The organism is Nioella sp., from assembly GCF_965215655.1.
Classification (GTDB): Bacteria; Pseudomonadota; Alphaproteobacteria; order Rhodobacterales; family Rhodobacteraceae; genus Nioella.
This window is the reverse complement of sequence record NZ_OZ244111.1, coordinates 1,921,623-1,944,629: the sequence shown is the minus strand read 5'-3', so window position 1 is coordinate 1,944,629 and position 23,007 is coordinate 1,921,623. Positions and strand designations below refer to the sequence as shown.

Genomic DNA, 23,007 nt, shown 5'->3' with positions numbered 1-23,007 from the left:
AATTCATGGCGCGGAGCATCCGTTTCAGCGGGACACCATCAGCCGTTCCAGCCCGTGGAAATGATAGATATCCGCATAGCGCGGCACCCCCGCCAGCCGCAGCCCCGGACAGCGCCCGAAAAGGATCGGCAGGGCAATCTGCAACTCCATCCGCGCCAGCGGCGCGCCGACGCAGAAATGCAGCCCGGCGCCAAAAGCCAAATGCGTGGCCGCGGCGCGTGTGGGGTCAAACGCCTCGGGCGTGTCATTCACATGCTCATCATGTCCGACCGACCCAAGCAGCAGCCCGATCTCGTCACCCCGCTGAAAGACATGCCCATAAAACTCAATATCTTCATAGGCATAGCGGGTGAACATATGCAGCGGCGGGTCATAGCGCATAATCTCTTCCACCAGCGCCTCAACGGGTTCGTCGGGCACCACACCAGCCTCCAGCATCGCCTTCACGCCGTTGCCGAGCGTATGCACCGTTGCCTCATGCCCCGCATTCAGAAGCAGGATACAGGTGGTGATCAACTCATCGGTGCTGAGCCTCTCCCCATCTTCCTCCGCCGCGATCAGGCTGGTGATCAGATCATCGCGCGGGTCCTTTCGGCGTTCCTCCACATAGCCGCGCATGAACCCCACGAAGGCATCGGTTGCCGCCACCGCCGCATCCTCATCCTCCCGCGTCCGCCGCGCCATGTACATTCTCACCATGTCATTGGACCAGCTCAATAATTTCTCCCCCATCTCCTCCGGCACGCCCAGAAGCCGGGCGATGACGGTCACGGGCAGGGGGCGGGCGAAGGCGTCGAGCAGGTCGAACTCGCCGTCTGGAAAGGCGTCGATCAACTCGTGGCACAGGCTCTCGATCCCGTTCCTCAACCCCGCGATCCGGCGCGAGGTGAAGGCGCGCAGCACAAGCGACCGCAGGCGCGAATGGCGCGGCGGCTCCAGCTCCAGCATGGAATGCGCCTCGACTGCGTAGAAGGGTTTCAGATGCTCCGGGATCGGCCTGCGAAACTCCTCTGGCTGCTCACGCCCAAAGCGCCGATCCCGCAGCACCGCGTTCACGGCCTCGTGCGTGGTGGCGCAGGGCATGTCATACTCTTCCCACCAGATCAGCGGCCCGGCCGCGCGGGCGCGGGCATAGAACGGGTAGGGATTCTGCACGAATTCCGGGTCGGTTGGCGATTGGCTGAGGCGCTGCACGGGGTCTTGTCCTTCTCTGTCTCGAAGCGCCACTCTGTCTCCAATCCCGACCTGCTGCAAGCCGCGCGAAATCGGGGCTGGCATGAGGGCGGCTCTGGGATAAGCTGAGCGATAAGGGGTTCTGACCCGAAACCGGTTTGAGGAGGAATTTCAATGACGTATCGCACTAACACCGCCCTTGCAGGCGCGCTGCTAACCCTGATGGCCTTGCCCGCCGCCGCGCAGGAGGCCACCTGCGGAGCCGCCGTGCCCGCCGGTGACTGGGTAGGCGGCAGCGCCAGCACGTCCGATATCGCCACCGCCACGGCCCCGTTCGACCTGGTGGGCGCGGTGCCGCCCGGCAGCTACCATGTGTCGAATTTCACGGTGTCGCAGCCCGTTCCGGTCCGCGTCGAGGCACAGGGCCAGTTCGGCGGCGATCCGGTGATCGAGTTATATGACCAGTCCGGCACCATGGTGCTGACCGATGACGACAGTGGCGGCAACTGGGCCTCGCGCGGGGAGCTGACGCTTGCCCCCGGCACCTATTGCCTTGCCACACGCAGCTATGGCGGCGGGCCGATCCAGGCCGATATTCGCGTAGGGCTGATCGACCATTCGGCGCTGACCATGGGCTCGGGCGGGTCCAATATCCAGGCCTGTACCGCCGGCACCCCCGCCACACCGCTCGGCAATGGCCCGATTGATCAGGCCGCGGGACAGGAGGCGCGGGCCACCAACACGGTGAATGGCGCACCCTATTACCGCTTCACCCTGTCCACACCCACGCCCGTGTCGATCCGCGCCGAAAACCAGAGCGCCGATCCCTATATCTACATCTATGATGCGCAGGGCCTGCTGCTGGATGAGAATGACGATTACAACAGCCTGAACGCACGGGTGGATTTCCCCGAGCCTCTACCCGCTGGCAGCTACTGCATCGGCATGCGGGCGCTGAACAATCCCGATCTGCCGGTTGAGGTCTCGGTTCAGGTCTATTCCGAGGCCAATATGATGCAGGATCTCTACGCCAATGGCGAAGCCAGCCCGCCGCCCGATGGCAGCGCCTTCCCCGTGGTGCAGCTTGGCGACCTGACAACGATGCTGATCAATGACGGCACCGTTGGCGCCGATGCCCGCTGGCTGAGCTTCAACGTGCCCGAGGGCGGATTGGTGCTGATCGATGCGGTTGGCATTGGCATGTCGGACCCGATGATTGCGCTCTTTGACGGGGTGGGCCGGGAACTGGCGTTCAACGATGACGCCAACAATTCGCTCGATTCCCAGATCGCGGCGCGGGTGGCACCGGGCACCTATATGCTGGCGATCATGCAGTATCACCGGCAGAACGGCGCCATTCGAGTGGCGATTGAACGCTACGTTCCGGCGAGATGACACCCCACCGGTACAACAGTGAAAGCCGCCCTTCGGGGCGGTTTTCTTATCTCGGGCTCAGGGTTGTGATGCCGATATTGCCAGCGGCGGCCAGTTCCGGGTCGAGCGACATCGGGATGTATTCCCCGCGCCGCCACAGCTCTCCCAGATTGTCGTAATAGCGGCTGAGGGGGTGGCCCGACTGGCCGGTCGCGGTGATGAAAACCGAGCTGTCGGGATCGGCGAAGTCATAGACGCCGCGATAGCCAGCCGCATGAACATTGCGGAAAGGCGTCGGCAACTCCGCCGTGGTGCGGCCGCGATTGAGCGTATTGTCCCCGCCAGAGGTCGACTGGCGGATGTTCACCGCCCAACCGAATAGCGACGTTCCCCCAAGCACCTGATGTTCATGCACCGCCTCATGGGCGTCGCCCCATCTCCAGGACGAGATATTGCCGCCATATTCCTCTGTCAGGTATTGCAGCGCGTCGTCCAGTGCCATGCGGGCGATGTCGGTGCAGGTTTCCTCGATGGTCGAGGGCTGCACATCACACCAGTCGGACGCCCCGTCGATATCGCGGTAGACGCGTTCGATGAAGATGGGTTCCAGCCGCTGGAACTCGGGGGCGAGCAGCCCCAGCTCATCCTGCACCAGCCGTTGTTGCAGGGCGCGCATCCAGGCCGCGTAGATCAGCGGTTCCGGCAGATGTTCGTTCATCTCGCCATTCCATGCGGCCAGCAGGTCGAGCGCTTCGCCGCGACGGGCCTCGGGCGTGCCTGCGGGGGCGGCCTGTCCGGTGAACCACAGCTCGCGTCCGACCAGCGGCAACAGGGTGCGCGCGGTCTGGGACACGGTGTCGAGCTGCGCCTCGATGAAACTGTCGCGAGTGTGGACCTGCCGCGACTGCATCAGGTGTTCCCACCGGCGGATGCGTTGCGTGTCGCCCCAGGAATGGCTGACATGGAGCGGATAGTCCCTGTCCACCATCCGGTTGTTGGTGTTGCCCAGAATGCCGCCCTCGGGGTCTTCGAAATGCGGATTGGCAAAATATTGCGTGACCCCCTGCCAGCGTTCCTCTGCCACCCATCCGCGCGAGGGGATGCGGCCCTGCGTTTCGCTTTCGACCAGCCGCCAGGGCATATGGCCGATGACCTGCATGGCGATCCGGTCGCGGGTGGCAATGGTCAGATTCTGCGAGGGGGCCACGAAATACTGCCCCGCGGCCTGAGCCTCTTCGATGGTTCGCGCGCGCATCAGTTCTAACCCGGTGCGCAACGAGGTGTTTTCATCCGTGAACGCGGTCCAGGCCATCGACAATACGTGACCGGGCGGGGTGATCGCGTCGAAATTCCAGTGATGACCCGGAATGACCGGGCCATTCTCGGTCCAGCGCAGGGTGATGGTGACCGGCGTGCTGTCGGCCACCTCGATGATCGTGCGGCGGGTTTCGAATTCTGCCCACCCGTCCGGCGTCCGGTACTCCTCGCGGTTGTCGGGGTTCAGTTCCTCTATGAAGAGGTCGATGTCATCCATGTAGGACGATGTCAGGCCCCACCCGATCTCCTCGCCGCGCCCCGCCAGCACAATGGGCATGCCGGGGACGGTGCCGCCGATCACACCGCCCGTCGTCAGTTCCAGCCGCGCGAGATACCAGATTGTCGGCGCTGTTAGGCCAAGATGCGGGTCATTGGCCAGAAGCGCCGCCCCGGTGGCAGAGCGGGAGGGCGCGGCGGCCCAGGCATTCGACGCGCCCGCCAGACCCGGCCCCATATTCGGGAACAGCGGGTCGCGCGGGGCGGTATTGCTGGCCACATAGCGCGGCATATCGGGGAACAGCGCCGCATATTCCGGCAGTTCCGCAACCGGCGCGCCGGGCGGATCGGGCAGGATATCGGCCAGTCGCGCGGGATCGTTCAGCATCAGAGACGTGCGCGCGCGCAGCACCTCGGTCTCGTGATGGCCCGCCAGTTGCAGCGCCATCATGTTCACGACAGCAATGGAGTCAGCGGGTCGCCAGGGCGCAATCTCGGGCGTAAAGAGCAGCAGTTCCGGCGCGCCCCGGCCAAGCGCCTGATCTGCGACCTGCCCAAGCCAGGCGTTCACCCCGTCCGCATAGGCCTGCAGCATCGCCAGCGTCTCGGCATCCTGCGCACCGACCGAGCGGCTGGCATGGCCGTAGAGGTCGAGCCTGCGCATCAGCTCATCCAGCCTGAGAGTCCTCTCACCAAACAGCTCCGACAGGCGGCCCTGCGCGGTGCGGCGCATCATCAGCATCTGCCACAGCCGGTCCTGCGCATGGGCAAAGCCGAGCCCGTAGAACACGTCGTGATCCGTTTCGCCAAAGATATGGGGCACATTGGCATTCGTGCGCACGATCGAGACCGGCGCGTTCAGCCCCGACACCCGCCATTGGGCGTCATAATCGGGGATCGAGCGCGAAAAAATCCACCAGCCCACGAACAGGGTCAGGACCGCCAGCACAAGGGCAGCGGTCACGATCCGGATCATCCAGCGCAGGAAGGGGGCCATTCGGGTCTCGTCTCTTGGGGCAGGGCGTCAAGCGTCCGCACCCTAGCGCCATGCGCGGCGAATGCAACGAAAGAGGCGGCCACAAGGGCCGCCCCAACCGATCAAAACTCTGTTTCCATCAGGGAATGATACGCGTGTAACGCTGACCTTCCAGCGTGGCCCCGGCAATCAGGCCTGCCTGGCCGAAGACGATGGCCACAACCGGGCTGAGCAGGGCATTGGTATCGGTGCCGATATTGCCGCCCGATGTGCTGACCGCGTAGCGCACATCGCCGCCTACGGCCCAGCCGGAGGAATAGCGGAAATCGCGCAGCGCTTCCTCGGTCATGAAGAACAGGGCATGGGCATATTGCTGTGCGCCGATCTGCAGGCCGAAAGTTGCGGAAGCGGACGAGAAGTAATCAACCGTCGCGCCGTTGATCCGCAGCGCCCCGCGGCCATAGCCGCCACCGATGCCGAACCCGGCTTCCGTGATCAGGGGGATGATCAGCACGCCCTCGGCGTCGCTCATCAGGTTTCGGGTGCCGGGGATATTGGCGTACATGAAGTCGATGGCGCTGTCGACGCGCGCGTCGATCCGGGCGCCGGCATCACTGCCAAGCCCGTTGCCGCAAGCCGAAAGAAGCGGGACGCTGGCTGCGCCCATGATCAAACTGCGTCTGTTGAGGGTGCTCATTTTCTCTACCGCCTGTGTCTGTCCTCAGGATATTGGGCTTTTTCGCCCTTGATGCGCAAAATACGCATGTTTTCACCCTGTGTCACGCCAATAGCGGCGGAAAGCGCAGGTTTTCGCCGATCACAGCCCCGCAGCGGCGCGGGCGGCCTGACGGTCCGGCTTCCAGCGGCGATGCACCCAGAACCACTGACCGGGTCGTTCGCGGACCTGGGCGCCGAGGCTGTCCATCAGGGCCTGCGTCATGGTTTTGGCATCGCTATGCGGCACGGGTGCCTCTAGCAGCACGTCGAAATCTATGCCGTTCTCAAGACGACGCGCATAGATCGGGATGACCAGGGCGTTGAACTTCAACGCAATATCACCGACCGACTGCGCCGTCGGGGCGGGTTTTCCAAGGAAGTCGACCACGACTCCATCGGCAAAATACTGGTCGATCAGCAGCGCCCCATGCCCGCCCTCTTTCACATGGCGCATGAAATTGGCCAGCCCCCGGCGCCCACGGGCAAAGGCGGGTCCACCGACCGCCTCGACCGTGCGGACATAGTGATCGTTGAAATAGCCGTTGTTGAGCGGCCGGTAGAGCCCGCCAAGATTGTAGCCCCGCACGTTCATCGCGGCGCGGGCGGCCTGGTAGTTTCCGAAATGGCCGGACACGAACAAGATGGGTCGACCGTCTGCAAGGGCCTTTTGCGCCGGGTCCAGCCCCGGTCCATGCGTGGTCCAGGTGGCGGCACGGGCCAGCTGATCTGCGGTGGCGTAGTTCTCGATGATCACCCGGCCCGCATTGTCCAGAACGGATCGGGCGATCCGGCGACGCTCACGCTCGGACATGTCGGGCCAGATATAGGCGAGGTTCTTCCGGGCGCGCCGGGTGTAGCCGGTCAGTGGCCCGACGAGATTGCGGGCGATCCAGCCCATGGTGGCAACACGCACCCGGTGCGGCAGCAGCAACAGCATGGCAATCACGGCCCGCGCGATGCGGTCCACGATCCAGTCACCCAGGGTGCGGCTTTGCTTGTCTTCTACAGCCATGGAGGGCAGCAATTCCTAGCAGGACGGCCCATTCACGGGCCACCGGCGACCACACATAGACAGGGCGCGGGATGATCTCAAGCGGGCAGGGGTCTCAGCCCGCGCGGGCGGCCAAGGCGTCGATCTGGCCGCGCATACCCGCCAGTTGATAGCCCGCGGCCTCGCCTGCGGCGATGATGTCGTCGGTAGGCATCCGTCCCGCCTGTGCAAAGGCCCACATGACCGCCGATCGCATACCCGACGCGCAATAGGCCACGACCGGACCTTGCGCGCTGTCGAGGGCCTCGGCCTGCTCTTCGACATTGTCCATGGTCATCGCCGCCCCGTTCACCGGGTTGAAGATGAAGTCGAGCCCCGCGGCCTCGGCGGCCTGTTGCATGGCAGCGGCCTGATGGCTTGGCGGCACTTCCGTATCGGGGCGATTGCAGATCACCGTGGTCACGCCTTGCGCCGCAAGTGCGGCCATGTCCGCCGGATCGAGCTGACCGGCAACAGAGTGATCATCGGAAAGCGGGCGCAGGTCCATCTTCGGTCTCTTCCATCTGGTCCATGATATGACCCAACCTGCCGTGCGGCGGGGCGAATGAAAAGCCGAAAGCGCCGTGAATTCGCCCGGTCCGTTGATCTCGGTCAAAGTGAGGGGGGGCGCTGCGCGATAAGCTCCTGTCCAGACGCCGGAACATGGTGGAACGACAGAACAGCTCCGAGGAGGACCGGGAGATGATCGACCTCGCAAAACGCCGCGAAAGCATGATGAAACGCCTCGATGCCCTGGACGTGAAGCTCCATGAAATCGAGGACGAGCTGGAAAGCCACAATAACCGCGATTGGGAAGAGGCGGCGGTAGAGCGTGAAGGCGACGAGGTGCTGGAAGGGATGGGCGTGTCCGGACAGCACGAGATTCGCATGATCAAGGCCGCGCTCGAACGCATGGATGCGGGCGAGTACGGGTATTGCGTGAAATGCGGCGATCAGATTTCGGAGGATCGGCTGGAGGTGCTGCCCTGCACGCCCTTCTGCCGCAAATGCGCTAGTTGACCAGATACCAGGATCGGCCCCGGGTGGGGACTTGCGGCTGATCCTGCGGGGGCCGGGCCTGTCGGTCCGGCCCAAAGAAAGCGCCCAAAAGGTTTTATGGAGGACCGCCTGATGACCAAACCGAACCCGAAAGAGCCCGAAGAGAAGGGCCAGTCCAAGGTCGATCCGGCGGCTGCCCGTGTCGATAATCCGCGACCCGCACCGCGCTGGAAACCCGATCCGGCGGTGGAGGAAGAAGACGACGACCTGTTCAACGACATGCCGGTCTGATCCGGCGGCGTGGGCGCTCCCTCGACCACGCATGCCATGGAAGAAACCGCCCCGCCGATGATCCGGCGGGGCGGTTTTTCATGTCAGCCGTTCAAGATGCGCGCCACGCGCGGCGCGAAATAGGTCAGCACCCCGTCACACCCGGCACGGCGGAAGCTCATCAGGCTTTCCATCATGACCCGGTCACCGTCGATCCAGCCATTGGCCGCCGCCGCCTCGATCATCGCGTATTCACCGGACACCTGATAGGCGAAGGTGGGTGCGCCGAAGGCGTCTTTCACATCCCGGCAGAGGTCGAGATAGGGCAGGCCGGGCTTGACCATCACCATATCAGCGCCTTCGGTCAGGTCGCGTTCCACGCAGCGCAGCGCCTCGTTCCGGTTGGCGGGGTCGATCTGATAGGTCTTCTTATCGCCCTTCAGCGCGCCCGAGGCCCCGACGGCATCACGGAACGGGCCATAAAAGGCACTGGCGAATTTGGCGGCATAGGACATGATCGACACATTGCCGAAGCCCTCGGATTCCAGCGCATCGCGCATTGCCCCGATCCGCCCGTCCATCATGTCGGACGGCCCCAGAATATCGGCTCCGGCCCGCGCCTGCGCCAGCGCCATTTTCACAAGCGCCTCAACCGTTTCATCATTGACGATGATCCCATCCCGCACGATCCCGTCATGGCCATTGGCATTATAGGGGTCGAGCGCGATATCGGTCATGATCGCCAGATCCGGCACAGCCTCCTTGATCGCGCGGATCGCCCGGTTCGAGATATTGTCCGGGTCCCAGGCAATTTCACACAGCTCGGTCTTCAGAGACGGGTCGGTATAGGGAAAGATGCAGATCGCGGGAATGCCGAGGTCATAAGCTTCCTGCGCGGCCTTCACCAGGCAGTTGATGGAAAAGCGATGGACGCCGGGCATGGACGACACCGGTTCCTCGATGCTTTCGCCCTCGCGCACGAACACCGGCCAGATCAGATCGTCAACCGAAAGGCTGTTTTCGCGTACCAATGCCCGCACGGATGCGCTGGCACGGGTGCGGCGGAACCGGGTCTTGGGGAAGGGGGCCTGATTGTTGCGCATGGGGTCGTCCTCGCCATCATGTGTTGCAAAATGGGGTGGCATGTTCGCGCAGTTTTCTCAAGGGCTGGAAACCCGCGCAACGCGCGACTAATGTGCTCCGAAATTGTGATCTGGTGGGCAGAGCGGCCTTGGACTTTCTCGAACTTGCAACGGAAGTGATCGACCTCAGGTCGTTTTCGAACCTGTGGTACTGGATCGCTCTGGCGGCCCTGTGGTCCACGGCCAGCCACTGGATCGTGGGTGTGCCGTTTGACATGGTCACGCGCGCCCGTCGCGGGCATGAACGGTCGATCCATGACATGCGGGTGCTGGCAGAAGTCAATGTGAACCGTATCCTCGCCATGGTGGAGCTGTCGGGTGTGTTCGCCATCGGTTTTCTTGCTTTCCTGATCACCGGGCTTGCGGTTCTGGGTTGGGGCTATGGGGTGGAGTTCTGCCAGGCTGTCTTTCTGCTGATGGCGCCGATGACGGGCGTTGCCGCCCTGAATGTGCGCACGGCCCACAAGCTGCGCGATACGGGGTTCGAGGATCTGGGCCGGCGCCTGCGCACGCATCGGATGATGGTTCAGATGATTGGCATGGTGTCGATCTTCATCACGGCCTTCTGGGGCATGTGGACCAATCTGCACTACGGCGCTCTATAACTTTAACTTCGCAAGGCAACCCATTCATGGAAAAGAAAAACCATGTCCTCATGGGTGGTGTCCCCGAGGGATTCGACGCAACCCGGTTGCTCAAGGAACTGGAGCGGGGCGAAGTCCCCGTCCTGCATGTGGCCCGCGATGACAAGCGGCTGGCAGCCATGGCTACGGCACTGGCGTTCTTTGCCCCCTCTGTCCCGGTCCTGCGCTTTCCGGGCTGGGATTGCCTGCCCTTCGATCGGGTATCGCCCAATGCCGACATCTCAGCCACACGGATGGCGACTTTGGCAGCATTGGCGTCGGGGCTGGACGGGCGGTTCATCGTCCTGACGACGCTCAGCTCCGCGACCCAATACGTGCCGCCACGCGCTTTGCTGAAACGCTCTGCCTTCGTGGCGGAAGTTGACTATCGCCTGAATGAAGAAGACCTTCGTAACTTTCTGGTTCGCATGGGTTTTTCCCAATCTCCAACGGTGATGGAACCCGGAGATTACGCGATCCGGGGCGGTATTATCGACGTTTGGCCGCCGGGAGAAGACAGCCCCGTTCGGCTTGATCTTTTTGGCGACGTGCTGGACGGGGCAAGACGGTTCGATCCGGCCACGCAGCGCACGACCGAAAAACTGACCCGCGTTGAATTCGCGCCGGTATCAGAGGTCATTCTTGACGACCCCTCCATTTCACGGTTCCGGCAGAATTACCGGGTGGAGTTCGGCGCAGGCGGCGGCGAGGATCCGCTATACGAGGCGGTCAGCGCGGGCCGCAAGCATCAGGGCGTGGAACATTGGTTGCCCTTCTTCCATGACCGGCTGGAAACCCTGTTCGACTATCTGCCCGATGCCACGGTCACGCTGGACGATCAGACCACGCCTCAGCGGCTGGCCCGATGGGAAACCATTGAAGATCAATATGATACGCGCAAGACCGCGATGACACAGAAGGGCCGGATGGACACGGTCTACAAACCATGCCCACCGGAGCTGCTCTATCTTGATGACGCGGCCTGGGAGAAGGCCATCGCGGGCCATCGCGTCATCCAGTTCTCGCCTTTGCCGCAGGCTTCCGGTCCCGGTGTGGTGGATGCTGGCGGGCGGATCGGGCGCAGTTTCGCGCCGGAACGTCAGCAGGAAAATATCAGCCTTTTCGGGGCCTTGGCCGATCACATTCGTGCGGAGTCCGGGCGACATGCCGTGATTATGGCCTCTTGGTCCGAGGGCGCGCGGGAACGGTTGCGCGGCTTGCTGGAAGATCAGGACATCACCGATCTGACGGAGATCTCCAACGGGTTGGCCGGGTTGAAGAAGGGGGCCGTCAATCTCGCGGTCTGGCCGCTGGAACAGGGCTTCACCGGCGACGGGCTGACGGTGATTTCCGAACAGGACGTGTTGGGCGACCGGCTGATCCGGCCCAAGCGCAAGACCAAACGGGCGGAAAACTACCTGACCGAGGCGCAAAGCCTTTCCCCCGGCGATCTCGTCGTGCACGTGGACCATGGCGTTGGGCGCTATAAGGGGCTGGAAACCGTCACCGCCATGGGGGCGCCCCATGAATGCATTGCGCTGGAATATGCGGGCGGCGACCGGCTTTTCCTTCCCGTTGAAAACATTGAACTTCTCAGCCGATACGGGCATGAGGAAGGGCTGCTCGACAAGCTCGGTGGTGGGGCGTGGCAGGCCAAGAAAGCCAAGCTTAAGGAACGCATTCGCCAAATTGCCGACAAGCTTATCCGCATCGCCGCCGAACGCGAATTGCGCCATGCGCCGGTGATGGAGCCGCCCGGCGATATGTGGGAGGCGTTCTGCGCCCGCTTTCCCTATGAAGAAACCGACGATCAGCTATCGGCCATCGGCGATGTGATCGAGGATCTGGAACGCGGGCGGCCGATGGACCGGTTGGTCGTGGGCGATGTGGGCTTCGGAAAGACCGAGGTCGCGATGCGCGCGGCCTTCGTTGCGGCGGCCTCCGGTATGCAGGTGGCCCTGATTGCGCCGACAACCTTGCTGGCCCGCCAGCACGCCAAGACCTTCGCCGACAGGTTCCGGGGATTTCCCATCAATGTCAGACAGTTGTCGCGCTTTGTTCCCACAAAGCAGGCGACCGACACGCGCAAGGGTCTGGCAGATGGCAGCGTCGATATCTGTATCGGCACCCATGCGCTTTTGGCCAAGAACATCCGGTTCCAGAACCTCGGGCTGTTGATCATCGACGAGGAGCAGCGCTTCGGCGTCGGCCACAAGGAACGGCTGAAGGAAATGAGATCCGAAGTGCACGTCCTGACGCTATCGGCTACGCCCATCCCGCGCACGTTGCAGATGTCGCTCTCTGGTGTCCGCGACCTCAGCCTCATCGGCACGCCGCCCGTCGACCGTCTGGCGATCCGAACCTATGTCAGCGAGTTCGACGCGGTCACCATCCGCGAGGCGCTGCTGCGCGAACATTACCGGGGCGGGCAGAGCTTCTACGTGGTGCCGCGCATCGAGGATTTGCCGGAAATCGAGGAGTTCCTGCGAACACAGGTGCCTGAGGTCAGCTTCGTCGTGGCCCATGGCCAAATGGCAGCCGGCGACCTCGATGACCGGATGAATGCCTTCTACGACGGCAAATATGACGTGCTGCTGGCCACCACGATCATCGAATCCGGCATCGACATCCCGACCGCCAACACGATGGTGATCCACCGGGCCGACATGTATGGCCTCGCGCAGCTCTACCAGATCCGGGGGCGCGTGGGCCGCGCCAAGACCCGCGCCTATGCGTATCTGACCACGAAACCGCGCGCCAAGCTGACGCCGGCCGCCGAAAAGCGGCTGCGGGTTCTGGGCAGTCTCGACAGCCTCGGCGCGGGCTTCACCATTGCCAGCCAGGATCTCGACATTCGCGGGGCGGGCAATATCGTGGGTGAGGAGCAGTCGGGCCATGTGAAAGAGGTGGGCTTCGAACTTTACCAATCCATGCTGGAAGAGGCGATTGCCAAGATCCGGTCTGGCAATATGGAGGCCCTGACCGATGACGATGGCACCTGGGCCCCACAGATCAACCTGGGCGTTCCGGTGTTGATCCCGGCTGACTATGTGCCCGATCTGGATGTCCGGCTTGGGCTCTATCGGCGCTTGTCGCAACTGCACACCAAGGTGGAGTTGGAAGGCTTTGCCGCGGAACTGATCGACCGCTTCGGTAAGCTGCCGAAGGAGGTCAACACGCTGCTCTTGGTCGTGCGCATCAAGGCGATGTGCAAACGGGCGGGGATTGCGAAACTGGATGGCGGGCCGAAGGGTGCGACAATCCAGTTTCACAATGACAAATTCGCCAATCCCGCCGGGCTGGTGGAATTCGTGCAGGCGCAAAAGGGGCTGGCCAAGGTACGCGATACCAAGATCGTGGTGCGGCGCGACTGGTCCAAGGACAGCGAAAAGATCAAGGGGGCCTTCGCCATTGCCCGAGATCTGGCCGAAAAGGTCATTGCCGCGAAAAAGGCTTAACGCCCTTCGCGGGGTAGGCGCGTGGCGATCACGAAACTCACGCCCGCGACCAACAGCACCGACAGGACCAGCGGCGTCGGCGTCCCATTGAAAAGCTGCCCGATGACGGCGCCGATCACCGCGCCCCCCACGGTCGCCACGGCCCCCATGACCGAGGAGGTCATGCCCGCGATATGGCCCATGGGCTCCAGCGCCAGTGCGTTCAGGTTGCCAATGGTAAAGCCGGTGGCCGCGAACTGTCCTGCGGTCCAGACAAGGAAGACCCAGAAGGTCCAAGCTGGTTCGGTGCCGATGGCCAAGAATACCAGCCCGGCCAGTGCCGAAACCGCAATCTGCCCCATCAACGCCCGCCGGATCAGGGGCCGCATGCCAAGTTTGACCACCAGCGAGGCATTCACCAGCGGCGGCAGGGCTGCAAACACCGCGATTCCCGCGAACCAGAAATGGAAATTGCCGCCCCGGTCATAGGTGATGTCAAAGACCTGCTGCACGGAACTGATCGTGGCGAAGAGGATGCCAAAGATCATGATCTGGATCAGGGTCGAGAGCATCACCTGATGGTGTCCAAGAACCTCTTTCATCCCCGCCCATAGCATGGCGGCCTTAAGGGGCCGGCGCCTGTCGACCGGCAGGGTTTCGGGCTGGCGAATGCCAATCCAGGCGGTGGACAGGGCCGAGAACAGAACGAAAGCCAGGAAGATCGACCGCCAACCCGCAAGCGCGATGATGCCCGCGCCGATCATTGGGGCGACGGCGGGGAAGATCATGAAGACGAGCATGGCAAAGGACATGATCCGCGCCATCTGGCGGCCCGAATAAAGGTCGCGCACAAGCGCCATCGAAGCGATGCGCGGGCCAGCCGCCCCAAGCCCCTGAATAGCGCGGGCGGCAAGAACCAGTTCCAGCGTCGGCGCATAGTAGGCCATGACGGCGCCAATCACATAAAGCCCCGCGCCCCAATAGATGATCGCCTTGCGGCCAAACGCGTCCGAGAGCGGCCCGGTGACCAGCGTGCCCGCCCCCATGCCGAAGACAAAGGAGGTCAGGACAAGCTGCGCAAGGTTGGCGGCGTCGGGCGTCAGCTCTTCCGCGATCTCGGGCAGGGCGGGCAGCATCGAATCGATGGAGAAGGCGATGGTTGCGAACATCATGCCCATGAGGGCAATGAACTCGCCCTGGGACAGGCGGCGGGAGGTGGAATCGGTCATGAGCGGCTCGAAAATCTCGGCAAAAGGAACTGGGTTTTAGCGGAATGAGCCGCGTAGAGGTCTGGGTAGCGCGATTGAATGGCGCGGTCCTCGACCCTTGATCCGTATCCCAGCATGACGCAGGCGGCAAGCCCGAGGGTCAACGCCTCTGGCGAGCCGATGATCAGCGCGAGCCCGGCGATGCTGACAATCTGCCCCAGGTATTGCGGATGTCGGCAGAGCGCATAGGGGCCCTTGGTGGCAATCCCCACATCCCATCCGCTTGTGCCTTTCAGGCCGAGCATCGCCGTGGCCCATGTGTGCATAAGGCTGCCTGCAACGGCGAGCGGTAGGCCAAGTCCCCACCTGAGTGGCATGGGCAACACCGGGTCCTGACCCCATGTCTGAACCAGCCCTACATAGATCAGCGTGGTCAGCCCCCAGGCCCATAGCGCCGTGAGGAGGTTACCCTTTCGAGGGGGCCATGGGCCATGGCCGGGGGCGCGATCCGACAGGACGAGGATCACCGCCCAGATCCCGGTTGCAGAAAGGCCGAGGATCAGCCCCGCGCTCATTCAGCCTCTTTCATCATTCCCCGGATATCTTCGATCACCTTGCCCCACAGCTCGGGCGGCTGCGCGCCGGTCAGCACGTGCTGGTTGGCGACAACGAAGGTGGGCACGCCTGTGACGCCCCGTTCGCGGGCATGGGCGTCGCGGGCGCGGATGTCGTCTGCATCGGCCTCACCCTCCAGCAGGGTTGCAATCATGGCCGCGTCCAGCCCGCACTCCCCGGCAATCTCGGCCAGCGTCGCGGCGTCGCCGATATCGCGCCCATCCACGAAATAGGCTTTGAACAGCGCCGAGACGACCGGCGTCTGGCGCTGCTCGATCCCGGCCCAGTGGATCAGCCGATGTGCGTCAAGCGTGTTGGGGGTGCGCCCGATGCCTTCGAAGTTGATCTTCAGACCGGCCGTTTCCGCATGTTCCACCACCGGCGCATAGGCGCGCACCGCGCCCTCCTTGCCGCCGAACTTTGCCTCCAGATAGGCGCGCCGGTCCATGCCCTCCTTGGGCATCTCGGGGTTCAGCTGGAACGGGTGCCATTCGATGGCGAAGGGATGGTCGCCCGCGGCTTCAAGCGCGCGGTCGAGATAGGCTTTGCCGATATAGCACCAGGGGCAGATCGGGTCGGAAAGGATGTCGATCTTGATCATGTCATATCCCTGATTGCAGCGGCCAGCGCCTTTCGGTTGAGTTTACCGTTCCCGCCACGGGGCAGCGCGTCGAGCGCCACATAAAGCCGAGGTTGCTTGTAACGGGCAAGACAGGTTTCCGCGTGCTGGCGCAGCTCGGGATCGGCCAGATCGCTCACATGCGCCAGACAGATGATATGCGTGTCCTCTCGGATTTCCACCGAAACAGCCGCGCAATCCTCGACCAGGGGCGCAAAGGCGCGCTCGATCTCCTGCGGGGAGACGCGGAAGCCGCCCGCGTTCAGCATGTCGTCAGAACGGCCGTGGTAGATGAGCGACCCATCCGCGTCCTCATGCACCATATCGCCGGTGACGAACCAATCGCCTCTCAGGGGCAGGTTGACGCCATCATCGTCAAGATACCCCAGCATCAGGCCGGGATCGCTGCGATGGATGGCAAGCTGACCGGTCTCCCCCTGTGGCAGCGGGTGCCCGTCAGGATCGAGGATCGCGATCTGCCGACCTTCCTGCGCAAAGCCGAGCGTGTGTGGCGGTGCGGGCCTCGCGGGGCAGCCGGAGATGAAGGTGGAGCATTCCGACATGCCGAGCGCCTCATGGATCGTGGTGCCGGTCGCCCCGGCCCATGCCTCGCGGATCGGCTCGGGCAGCTTTTCCCCGGCGCTCAGCCCATGGCGCAGTTTTGGCATTGGCGGCATGGGGCTGCGCAGCATCCGGCGAAAGACACCCGGGGCGGCGGCGAAGATCGTCGCGTCGTGGCGTTTGAGCAGCAGCGGCAGCGTGGCAGGATCGGTGCCTTCCGCCGGGATCAGCGCGGTCGCCCCCACGGACCAAGGGTCCAGCAACCCGGTGCCAAGCGTGAAGGTCCAGTTGAAGGCGCCTGCATGCAGCAGCCGGTCGCTGTCGCTCAGCCCATACCAGCCGTCATGCATTATCCGCCGCGCCCAGATGGCCCGATGCGCATGGGCGACGGCGCGGGGCCTGCTGGATGTTCCGGAAGTGTAGACCAGATAGGCCAGCCGGTCTGGGTCGCCCATCTGGTAGGTGGCGCGGTCATGGTCAGTCAGGGCCTCCAGATCCGTCACCACCGGGCAGGGCAGCGGATCGGGCAGGGCGATACCCGCATGCGCAAGGATGAGCTTCGGGGCGATCTCGGGCACGAGGCGGCTGATTTCCGGCCCGGTCAGTTGGGCAGAGGTCGGAACCGGCACCAGCCCCACGGCAATCGCCGCCAGATAGGCCACGGGGAAATCGGGCCGGTTGCCGAGCCTGAGCAACACCCGGTCACCGGGTTCCAACCCCTGCGCCAGCAATCCGCTGGCCACTCGTAACACCCGGTCCTCCAGTCGCGCAAAGCTCCAGCGATCCGACCGGGAGGGCGACAGCACCGCCAGCGCGATCTTGTCGGGCAGGCGCGGGGCCTGGGCCAGCACATAGGCCGCAAGGTTGAACGGGGCAGGGCAGGGATCGGGCAGAGGCATGAAACCGGCGTAGGCCCCACGCGGGACAGTTGCAAGACCCGGTGCCGCAGGCTACATGCGCAGGCATGGATTTTTCTGACGAACCCAGCCTCATACGCCTCGCCCGTGAAAGCGGCACGCAAGATCGCCCGCAACCGGTGGACCTCGCCATTCGCGTGCGCGAGTTGCGCAAGCAGCGGGAATGGACGCTGGAACAGGCGGCCCAGAAGGCGGGTCTGGCGCGCTCGACACTGTCCAAGATCGAAAACGGCCAGATGTCGCCCACCTATGACGCATTGAAGAAACTGGCGGACGGGCTGGATATCTCGGTGCCGCAGCTCTTCACGCCGACGGTGAACCCCAAGGTCAACGGCCGCCTCGCCGTGACCCAGACCGGCGCGGGCGAACCGCACCCGACCGCCACCTATGAGCACGAGATGCTGGCCCCGCAGCTGACCCAGAAGGCGATGCTGCCCTATCGCGCCCGCATCCGCGCCCGCAGCTTCGAGGAATTCGACGGGTGGGTGCGCCATGAAGGCGAAGAATTTCTCTACGTGCTGACCGGGGAGATCCAGCTGATCACGGAATTTTATGCCCCGGTGAACATGCGCAGGGGCGACAGCGCCTATTACGACGCCACCATGGGGCATAACGTGATCTCGGTCAGCGCCGAGGATGCGACGATCCTTTGGGTGACCTGCCTGGGATAACCGTTCCCCTCACATTTGACGAAAAATGTCGGCGCCCCTTTCAGCTTGGCAAAAATACCTCGGGGAGCGCGAGGGGCTGGCCCCTCGCTCCCGCCGTGAGCAGCCGCGCTTCGGGTTGGTGGTTAGTCGAACATCGCCGCAAGATCGGCGCTGCTCTCCTGCCCGATGCGGTCCCCATGCTCGGCAAGAAAGCTGTCGCAGGCCGTAACACCCGCCTCGAACATCTGGTGCAGCACCTGCGGAACCGGAACCACCTTGGTGGCCACAGAAAGCTGCCGCATCAGCGCGTCGTCGGAGATCATGTGAACCAGCACGTTTTTCATGCTGCCAGGGGCGAGCGACCCATCCGCCAGCAATCGCTGTACGAAACGAATGGCGCGAAGCTCGCTCAGCAGAGAGGCGTTGAAACTGACCTCGTTCACCCTGTTCTGAATCTCCCGCGCGGTTGTCGGAACCTTGTGGCGGATCAAAGGGTTGATATTGACGATCAGGATGTCGTCCGGAAGATGTGGTTCAAAGAGAGGGAAAAGCGCAGGATTGCCGGTATAGCCCCCGTCCCAATAGGCCTCGCTCTGGCCGGTTTCGCGATCCTCGATCTCCACCGCCTTGAACAGCGTCGGCAGGCAGGCGGAGGCCAGAAGCGGCCTGGTGCCGATCTCATCGCCTCCGAACACCCGGATCTTGCCAGTCCGCACATTGGTGGCACAGACGAAGAACTCCGGCCCCTCCGCGCAACAGATGTTCTCGTAGTGGAATTTCTCGACAATCGGGGACAGCGGATTGCCGAAGAATGGCCCGTAATTGTAGGGGCTGACCATGCGGCTGACCGCGTCGCCGATGGCGAAGGGCAGGGAGGTTTCGATCCAGTGGCTGATGGCCAGCGGGGAAATGGCCCCGAGCCAGGCATTGAACCGCTCATCCGTGATCGCCCCCATCTGTTCCCAGAGCCAGGCGAGGTTCTCGCGGGCAAGCGCGCGACTGCCCTGGCTGAGACCCGCCTTGACCGCCGCCCCATTGAGCGCCCCTGCGGAGGTGCCGGAGATGGCAGCGATCTTGATGCCGGGCTCCTGAAGCAGCCGGTCGAGGACACCCCAGGTGAAGGCCCCATGAGCGCCGCCACCTTGCAGGGCGAGGTTGATGCGTTTGGGTGTCATTTCCAGGGTTTGACCTGTGGCATGGTCGGGATGCCTCCGGCGGGGGTATTTGAACAAAGAAGAAGGGCAGGGGGCCGCGTTAACCTTAATGTGGGGCTAACGCGGGGAGATCACAGGGCCGTCCAGCCGCCATCGACACTTATCGTGGTGCCGGTGATCTGGGCAGCGGCGTCAGAGCAGAGGAAGGCCGCCGTGCCGCCCATCTGTTCGACGGTGGCAAATTCGCGCGAGGGCTGGCGCAGCAGCATGACCTCCCGCACCACCGTGTCGCGGTCCATGTTATGGGCCTTCATCTGGTCGGGGATCTGCGCCTCAACCAGCGGGGTCAGCACATAGCCGGGGCAGATCGCGTTGGCGGTGATCGGTTCCTCTGCCGTTTCCAGCGAGGTGGTCTTGGTCAGGCCGACAATGCCGTGCTTCGCTGCGATATAGGCGGATTTATAGGGGCTGGCGGTCAGGCCATGGGCCGAGGCGATATTGATCACCCGCCCCCAACCGGCGGCGCGCATCATCGGCAGGGCGGCAGCGGTTGTGTGGAAGGCGGAGCTGAGATTGATCGCGATGATCGCGTCCCATTTCTCGACCGGGAACTTGTCGATGGCTTCCACATGCTGGATGCCCGCATTGTTGATCAGGATATCGCAGGTCCCGGCCTGCTCGATCAGCGCGCGGCACTCCTCGCCCTTCGACATGTCCGCCTTGATGTAGCGGGCCGTGACGCCGTATTCTGCCGCGATTTCCGCAGCGATGGCGTGATCTTCGTCGCGATCGGTGAAGGAGTTCAAAACAACATCCGCCCCGGCACGGGCCAGTTCGCGGGCGATTCCCAAACCGATTCCTGAGTTGGATCCGGTGATGACGGCGGTTTTGCCGGCAAGCGAGGTGGTGATGGCCATCGGGGGCTCCTGTCCTTAACGATTTGCCAGCACCGTAATGCTGCACATGCAGTATGGACAGAGGCAAAAGCCGCGCAGCCGGACCAAAAAAAACGCCGGCACGAAGCCGGCGTTAAGTTATTGAGGCAGGTTTCATACAGGCAAGAAACCTATCGAGCAGTGCATCCTTTATAAGCAATCACTTGCTCAGAGTCCAACCGAAAAGTTTGAAACCCAATTCAGGGGAGAGTAGCGTCTTGAACAAGCAAACAAGGCATCAAGGGGATTGTTTACAGATGAGCAGGAATTGTTTCAGACAGATTGCGGGCGTTTTCGGCGTCATGGCGATTCTTTCCGGCGGAGCTGCGGCAGAGCCGTCCTATGGCATCGCTATGTATGGCGACCCCGCTTTGCCCCCAGATTTTGCGCATCTGCCCTATGCCAACCCCGATGCGCCAACAGGTGGCCGGATCGTCACTGGTGAGGTCGGCAGCTTTGACAGCCTCAATCCCCATATCCGTGCGGGCTCCACCCCGTGGCAGCTGCGTTTTCTGGCTTATGAAAGCCTGATGGGCCGATCCTGGGACGAACCGTTCACTCTCTACGGCCTGTTGGCCGAATCGGTCGAGGTTGGCGAGGGCGGGGCCTGGGTGGAGTTTCAGCTGCGTCCCGAGGCCCGATTCTCCGACGGCAGCCCGGTGACCGTGGCCGATGTGATCTGGTCATATGAGACATTGGGGACCGAGGGCCACCCGCGATATCTGAATGCCTGGAACCGGGTGTCGACCATCGAGGCCGTGGGCGAACGGGGCGTGCGCATCAGTTTCAGCGAGCCGGACCGGGAACTGGCGCTGATCATGGGGATGCGGCCGATTTTGCAGGCGGCGCAATGGGAGGGGCGTGATTTCACTGAAAGCGGGATCGACGCGATTCCGATCTCAAGCGCGCCATATGTCATCGACGATTTCGAGGCCGGGCGCTTCGTCTCCCTGCGTCGGAATCCCGATTACTGGGGCGCTGACCTGCCGTTCCGCCGGGGCACCAATGTGATCGACGAGATCCGGCTGGAATTCTTCGGGGATGGCACCGCCATGTGGGAGGCCTTTGTCGCCGGTGAGATCAACACGATCCGGGAAACCAATGCCGCCGACTGGGAAACCAACTACAATTTCCCGCGTGTGCAATCGGGTGAGGTCGTGCTGTCCGAGGTACCGCATGAGCGGCCCACGGGCATGTGGGGCTTCGTGATGAACACCCGCTCACCGCAATTCGAGGATTGGCGGGTGCGCGAGGCGATGATTCAGGCCTTCAACTACGAATTCATCAACCAGACCCAGAATGGCGGGCTGGCGCCGCGCATCACCTCCTATTTCTCCAACTCGATTCTCGGGATGGAACCGGGAGCGGCGACGGGCCGGGTGCTGGAGCTTCTGGAGCCCTTCGCGGGCGATCTGCTGCCCGGCGCGCTGGAGGGCTATGAATTCCCGGTCTCCGACGGGCGAGAGGCCAACCGCGCGGGTATCCGCGCCGCCATGGGGCTGATGGAAGAGGCGGGCTATTCCGTGCAGGAGGGCGTCATGACCGGCCCTGACGGGCAGCCCTTCACCTTCGAGATCGTGCTGAGCCAGGGATCGGCCGAGAACCAGGCGATCATTAATATCTACGTGGAATCGCTCTCTCGTCTCGGGATCACGCCAACGGTGACGACCATCGACAGCGCCCAGTACCGCGAACGCACGGACGCTTATGATTTCGACATGACGTGGTTCGCGCGCGGCGTGTCTCTGTCCCCCGGAAACGAGCAGTACCTTTATTGGGGCTGCGACATGGTAGATGTGGAGGGCAGCCGGAACCTGATGGGGGTCTGCAATCCGGCCATCGAGGCGATGGTGGGCGAGATGCTGACGGCAGAAAGCCAGGATGACTACCGCGCGGCTGTGCGGGCGCTCGACCGGGTTCTGACCTCTGGCCGCTACGTCATTCCGATTTGGTATTCGCCGGTCAGCCGCATCGCCCATGTGCGAGAACTGCATTATCCCGAAACGCTGCCCATCTATGGCGACTGGTTGGGGTTCCAGCCGGATGTCTGGTGGTACGAGGAGGAATGAGCCGTTTCGCCGCGGCTTTGCCGCGCCGACCGGCCGGGGGGCGCTGCCCCCCGGACCCCCCGAGGTATTTTAGCCAAGATGAAAGGCATGGACGGCGCGGGCTGGCTTGCCTAAGGAGCGGGCATGAGAGAACGCCCTGACATTCTGTGCATCGGGTCCGTCCTGTGGGACATCATCGGACGCACCGATCTGCCGATGGCGGCCGGGAATGACAAGCCCGGCCGTATCACCCGGCTGCCCGGCGGGGTGGCGCTGAATATCGCCATGACGCTGGTGGGGCAGGGGCTGCGGCCCTCGCTGCTGAGCGTTGTCGGCGACGATGCGGCGGGCACCGCGCTGCTGGTGGAGGTTGCCCGGATGGGGATCGAGGTCGATCATGTGCTGGTCGACCACAACCTTCCGACCGATCAATACATGGCCATTGAGGCGCAGGGGAATCTGCTGGCCGCGCTTGCAGATGCGCATTCGCTTGAAACGGCGGGCGCACGTATTCTGGAGCCACTGGAGAACGGTCGCCTCGCCTCTGCGGATGCGCCATGGACGCGGCCCATGGCCATTGACGGGAACCTGACGCTGGAGCTTTTGACCCAGATCGCGGACAGCCCGCTCTTTGCGCGCGCCGATCTGCGCCTTGCGCCAGCTTCTCCGGGCAAGGCTGAAAGGCTGAGGCCCTTCCTGTCCCATCCCGGCGCCACGATCTATGTGAATGCCGAGGAGGCCGGGCTGATCTCGGGTGTCCCGACCGGGTGCGCCGAAACCGGGGCCGAGGCCCTGTTGGCCGCTGGCGCGCGCCGGGTGCTTGTCACCGATGGCGGCAGGCTGGCTGTGGATGCAACGCCTGATCGAACCCTCTCGCTTGCGCCGCCGCAAATCACCCCACGCCGGATCACCGGGGCCGGGGACACGTTCATGGCGGCCCATATCGCCGCTGAAATCCGCGGCAGCGCGCCCGAGGCCGCGCTGGCCCACGCGCTGACGACCGCCGCCACCTATGTTGCCGGATAG

Annotated in this window: 20 protein-coding genes; 8 read left to right on the top strand and 12 right to left on the bottom strand. The window is 63.4% G+C overall.

What is annotated here, in order from left to right:
• Positions 1-24: 24 nt before the first annotated feature.
• Positions 25-1,194 carry a cytochrome P450 gene (locus ACOOEX_RS09780; RefSeq protein WP_420398212.1) on the bottom strand — a complete coding sequence of 390 codons (1,170 nt, stop codon included), beginning with the start codon at positions 1,192-1,194 and terminating at the stop codon, positions 25-27.
• 153 nt (positions 1,195-1,347) lie between these two features.
• On the opposite strand from ACOOEX_RS09780, the gene ACOOEX_RS09775 reads away from it, so the two are divergent.
• The gene (locus ACOOEX_RS09775; RefSeq protein ID WP_420398211.1) at positions 1,348-2,568 is read left to right on the top strand and encodes a DVUA0089 family protein; all 1,221 of its coding nucleotides are present in this window, start codon (positions 1,348-1,350) and stop codon (positions 2,566-2,568) included.
• A 46-nt stretch (positions 2,569-2,614) separates the two neighbouring features.
• Here ACOOEX_RS09775 and ACOOEX_RS09770 read toward each other — a convergent pair whose 3' ends face one another.
• The 4 genes from ACOOEX_RS09770 to ACOOEX_RS09755 all read right to left on the bottom strand — a co-directional run bounded on the left by ACOOEX_RS09770 (position 2,615) and on the right by ACOOEX_RS09755 (position 7,311).
• Positions 2,615-5,077 (bottom strand): penicillin acylase family protein, encoded by a 2,463-nt coding sequence (locus ACOOEX_RS09770; RefSeq protein ID WP_420398210.1) that lies wholly within the window; start codon positions 5,075-5,077, stop codon positions 2,615-2,617.
• A 118-nt stretch (positions 5,078-5,195) separates the two neighbouring features.
• Positions 5,196-5,753, bottom strand: coding sequence for a YSC84-related protein (locus tag ACOOEX_RS09765; protein ID WP_420398209.1), 558 nt, complete (start codon positions 5,751-5,753; stop codon positions 5,196-5,198).
• Between the two features lie 120 nt (positions 5,754-5,873).
• A complete protein-coding gene (locus ACOOEX_RS09760; RefSeq protein ID WP_071689906.1) occupies positions 5,874-6,785 on the bottom strand; it encodes a lysophospholipid acyltransferase family protein in 912 nt (303 codons plus the stop codon).
• 94 nt (positions 6,786-6,879) lie between these two features.
• Positions 6,880-7,311, bottom strand: a complete 432-nt coding sequence (locus ACOOEX_RS09755) for a TIGR01244 family sulfur transferase (protein WP_420398208.1) — start codon at positions 7,309-7,311, stop codon at positions 6,880-6,882.
• A gap of 194 nt (positions 7,312-7,505) precedes the next feature.
• Here ACOOEX_RS09755 and ACOOEX_RS09750 point away from each other — a divergent pair, with 194 nt between their 5' ends.
• Together ACOOEX_RS09750 and ACOOEX_RS09745 are read left to right on the top strand one after the other, a co-directional pair.
• The gene (locus ACOOEX_RS09750; protein ID WP_420398207.1) at positions 7,506-7,823 is read left to right on the top strand and encodes a TraR/DksA family transcriptional regulator; all 318 of its coding nucleotides are present in this window, start codon (positions 7,506-7,508) and stop codon (positions 7,821-7,823) included.
• Between the two features lie 111 nt (positions 7,824-7,934).
• Entirely contained in the window at positions 7,935-8,093 is a 159-nt protein-coding gene (locus ACOOEX_RS09745) for a hypothetical protein (RefSeq protein WP_158514316.1), read from the top strand.
• An 83-nt stretch (positions 8,094-8,176) separates the two neighbouring features.
• On the opposite strand, the gene hemB is transcribed toward ACOOEX_RS09745, so the two are convergent.
• Entirely contained in the window at positions 8,177-9,175 is a 999-nt protein-coding gene (gene hemB / locus ACOOEX_RS09740) for a porphobilinogen synthase (protein WP_306044166.1), read from the bottom strand.
• 128 nt (positions 9,176-9,303) lie between these two features.
• Between hemB and ACOOEX_RS09735 the strand changes: the two genes are divergently transcribed.
• Complete coding sequence (locus ACOOEX_RS09735) at positions 9,304-9,819, top strand: component of SufBCD complex (protein ID WP_420398206.1); 516 nt, start codon at positions 9,304-9,306, stop codon at positions 9,817-9,819.
• 26 nt (positions 9,820-9,845) lie between these two features.
• Positions 9,846-13,295, top strand: coding sequence for a transcription-repair coupling factor (mfd, locus tag ACOOEX_RS09730; protein ID WP_420398205.1), 3,450 nt, complete (start codon positions 9,846-9,848; stop codon positions 13,293-13,295).
• Here the strand turns inward: mfd and ACOOEX_RS09725 are convergent.
• The 4 genes from ACOOEX_RS09725 to ACOOEX_RS09710 are packed head-to-tail and all read right to left on the bottom strand — an operon-like array spanning position 13,292 to position 17,176.
• The gene (locus ACOOEX_RS09725; protein ID WP_420398204.1) at positions 13,292-14,503 is read right to left on the bottom strand and encodes a multidrug effflux MFS transporter; all 1,212 of its coding nucleotides are present in this window, start codon (positions 14,501-14,503) and stop codon (positions 13,292-13,294) included. The genes mfd and ACOOEX_RS09725 overlap by 4 nt on opposite strands.
• Positions 14,500-15,057 (bottom strand): methyltransferase family protein, encoded by a 558-nt coding sequence (locus ACOOEX_RS09720; RefSeq protein ID WP_420398203.1) that lies wholly within the window; start codon positions 15,055-15,057, stop codon positions 14,500-14,502. The genes ACOOEX_RS09725 and ACOOEX_RS09720 overlap by 4 nt, the downstream gene beginning before the upstream one ends.
• Positions 15,054-15,698 (bottom strand): DsbA family oxidoreductase, encoded by a 645-nt coding sequence (locus ACOOEX_RS09715; RefSeq protein ID WP_420398202.1) that lies wholly within the window; start codon positions 15,696-15,698, stop codon positions 15,054-15,056. Before ACOOEX_RS09715 ends, ACOOEX_RS09720 begins: the two co-directional genes overlap by 4 nt.
• Entirely contained in the window at positions 15,695-17,176 is a 1,482-nt protein-coding gene (locus ACOOEX_RS09710) for a class I adenylate-forming enzyme family protein (RefSeq protein WP_420398201.1), read from the bottom strand. The genes ACOOEX_RS09715 and ACOOEX_RS09710 overlap by 4 nt, the downstream gene beginning before the upstream one ends.
• Positions 17,177-17,241: 65 nt before the next feature.
• Here ACOOEX_RS09710 and ACOOEX_RS09705 point away from each other — a divergent pair, with 65 nt between their 5' ends.
• Positions 17,242-17,865: a helix-turn-helix domain-containing protein gene (locus ACOOEX_RS09705; RefSeq protein WP_071689896.1), complete on the top strand. Its 624-nt coding sequence runs from the start codon at positions 17,242-17,244 to the stop codon at positions 17,863-17,865.
• A 122-nt stretch (positions 17,866-17,987) separates the two neighbouring features.
• Here the strand turns inward: ACOOEX_RS09705 and ACOOEX_RS09700 are convergent, their stop codons facing one another.
• Positions 17,988-19,019: a patatin-like phospholipase family protein gene (locus tag ACOOEX_RS09700; RefSeq protein ID WP_420398200.1), complete on the bottom strand. Its 1,032-nt coding sequence runs from the start codon at positions 19,017-19,019 to the stop codon at positions 17,988-17,990.
• A 110-nt stretch (positions 19,020-19,129) separates the two neighbouring features.
• Complete coding sequence (locus ACOOEX_RS09695) at positions 19,130-19,915, bottom strand: 3-hydroxybutyrate dehydrogenase (RefSeq protein WP_420398199.1); 786 nt, start codon at positions 19,913-19,915, stop codon at positions 19,130-19,132.
• Between the two features lie 320 nt (positions 19,916-20,235).
• On the opposite strand from ACOOEX_RS09695, the gene ACOOEX_RS09690 reads away from it, so the two are divergent.
• Entirely contained in the window at positions 20,236-22,002 is a 1,767-nt protein-coding gene (locus tag ACOOEX_RS09690) for an extracellular solute-binding protein (protein WP_420398198.1), read from the top strand.
• 123 nt (positions 22,003-22,125) lie between these two features.
• Positions 22,126-23,007: a PfkB family carbohydrate kinase gene (locus tag ACOOEX_RS09685; RefSeq protein ID WP_420398197.1), complete on the top strand. Its 882-nt coding sequence runs from the start codon at positions 22,126-22,128 to the stop codon at positions 23,005-23,007.

Bases quoted from the DNA above. Each gene is read 5' to 3' on its own strand.
- ACOOEX_RS09775 (WP_420398211.1), top strand. From the start codon at position 1,348: ATGACGTATCGCACTAACACCGCCCTTGCAGGCGCGCTGCTAACCCTG.
- ACOOEX_RS09700 (WP_420398200.1), bottom strand. From the start codon at position 19,019: ATGACACCCAAACGCATCAACCTCGCCCTGCAAGGTGGCGGCGCTCAT.
- ACOOEX_RS09750 (WP_420398207.1), top strand. From the start codon at position 7,506: ATGATCGACCTCGCAAAACGCCGCGAAAGCATGATGAAACGCCTCGAT.
- ACOOEX_RS09710 (WP_420398201.1), bottom strand. From the start codon at position 17,176: ATGCCTCTGCCCGATCCCTGCCCTGCCCCGTTCAACCTTGCGGCCTAT.
- ACOOEX_RS09755 (WP_420398208.1), bottom strand. From the start codon at position 7,311: ATGGACCTGCGCCCGCTTTCCGATGATCACTCTGTTGCCGGTCAGCTC.
- ACOOEX_RS09695 (WP_420398199.1), bottom strand. From the start codon at position 19,915: ATGGCCATCACCACCTCGCTTGCCGGCAAAACCGCCGTCATCACCGGA.
- ACOOEX_RS09715 (WP_420398202.1), bottom strand. From the start codon at position 15,698: ATGATCAAGATCGACATCCTTTCCGACCCGATCTGCCCCTGGTGCTAT.
- ACOOEX_RS09685 (WP_420398197.1), top strand. From the start codon at position 22,126: ATGAGAGAACGCCCTGACATTCTGTGCATCGGGTCCGTCCTGTGGGAC.
- ACOOEX_RS09770 (WP_420398210.1), bottom strand. From the start codon at position 5,077: ATGGCCCCCTTCCTGCGCTGGATGATCCGGATCGTGACCGCTGCCCTT.
- ACOOEX_RS09725 (WP_420398204.1), bottom strand. From the start codon at position 14,503: ATGACCGATTCCACCTCCCGCCGCCTGTCCCAGGGCGAGTTCATTGCC.
- ACOOEX_RS09705 (WP_071689896.1), top strand. From the start codon at position 17,242: ATGGATTTTTCTGACGAACCCAGCCTCATACGCCTCGCCCGTGAAAGC.
- ACOOEX_RS09760 (WP_071689906.1), bottom strand. From the start codon at position 6,785: ATGGCTGTAGAAGACAAGCAAAGCCGCACCCTGGGTGACTGGATCGTG.
- ACOOEX_RS09765 (WP_420398209.1), bottom strand. From the start codon at position 5,753: ATGAGCACCCTCAACAGACGCAGTTTGATCATGGGCGCAGCCAGCGTC.
- ACOOEX_RS09690 (WP_420398198.1), top strand. From the start codon at position 20,236: ATGGCGATTCTTTCCGGCGGAGCTGCGGCAGAGCCGTCCTATGGCATC.
- ACOOEX_RS09720 (WP_420398203.1), bottom strand. From the start codon at position 15,057: ATGAGCGCGGGGCTGATCCTCGGCCTTTCTGCAACCGGGATCTGGGCG.
- hemB (WP_306044166.1), bottom strand. From the start codon at position 9,175: ATGCGCAACAATCAGGCCCCCTTCCCCAAGACCCGGTTCCGCCGCACC.
- ACOOEX_RS09745 (WP_158514316.1), top strand. From the start codon at position 7,935: ATGACCAAACCGAACCCGAAAGAGCCCGAAGAGAAGGGCCAGTCCAAG.
- mfd (WP_420398205.1), top strand. From the start codon at position 9,846: ATGGAAAAGAAAAACCATGTCCTCATGGGTGGTGTCCCCGAGGGATTC.